Raw genomic sequence first — 582 nt, forward strand, 5'->3', positions numbered from 1 at the left:
TGTTGATCGAACCCAGCGCCTTGTCGACGATCTCCAGCGCCTGCTGGGCGCCCTTGACGCTGTCGATGTTCACATCGCTCAGCATCTTGCCGGCCGGCGCAGTGGCGGTGGCGGTCGGTGCGGCCGAGTTGAAGCCGGTGATGCCTGCGCTGGTGCCGGCGGTGACGGTCATCGCGGTGAAGGCACCGGCCGAGTTGACGCTTTCCTTGACCGAGGTCAGGTTGATCTTGCCGGCGGTGGCATCGACTTCGGCAAACACGCCGGTTTCGCCGATCTTGGCGTTGATCGCGGTGGTCACCGCGGCGACCAGGGCCTTCTGGTCATCGGCGGCAACGCCGGTCGAGACGACTTCGACCTTGTCGATGGTGACCGCCGCAGCCAGGCTGCCGCCGCCGATCTTGACGCCATCGAAGGAGATCGTGGTGCCCTTGTTGGCAGCGGTCACGGTACCGGCAGCGATGGTGATCGAGTTGGCGTCGAAGGTGGCGTTGCCCAGCGCGTTGGCCTTGGCGTTGACCACCTTGTCGATGGCGATGGCCTGGCCGGCATTCGCACCGACCTGGAACAGCTGGCTGGAGAACG

Annotated in this window: 1 pseudogene; it reads right to left on the minus strand. The window is 65.6% G+C overall.

What is annotated here, in order from left to right:
- Positions 1–582, minus strand: a pseudogene (locus tag C2U58_RS20115) (flagellin); the annotation flags it as partial.

Source organism: Stenotrophomonas sp. VV52 (assembly GCF_002893095.1).
In the GTDB taxonomy this organism is placed as follows: Bacteria; Pseudomonadota; Gammaproteobacteria; order Xanthomonadales; family Xanthomonadaceae; genus Stenotrophomonas; species Stenotrophomonas aracearum.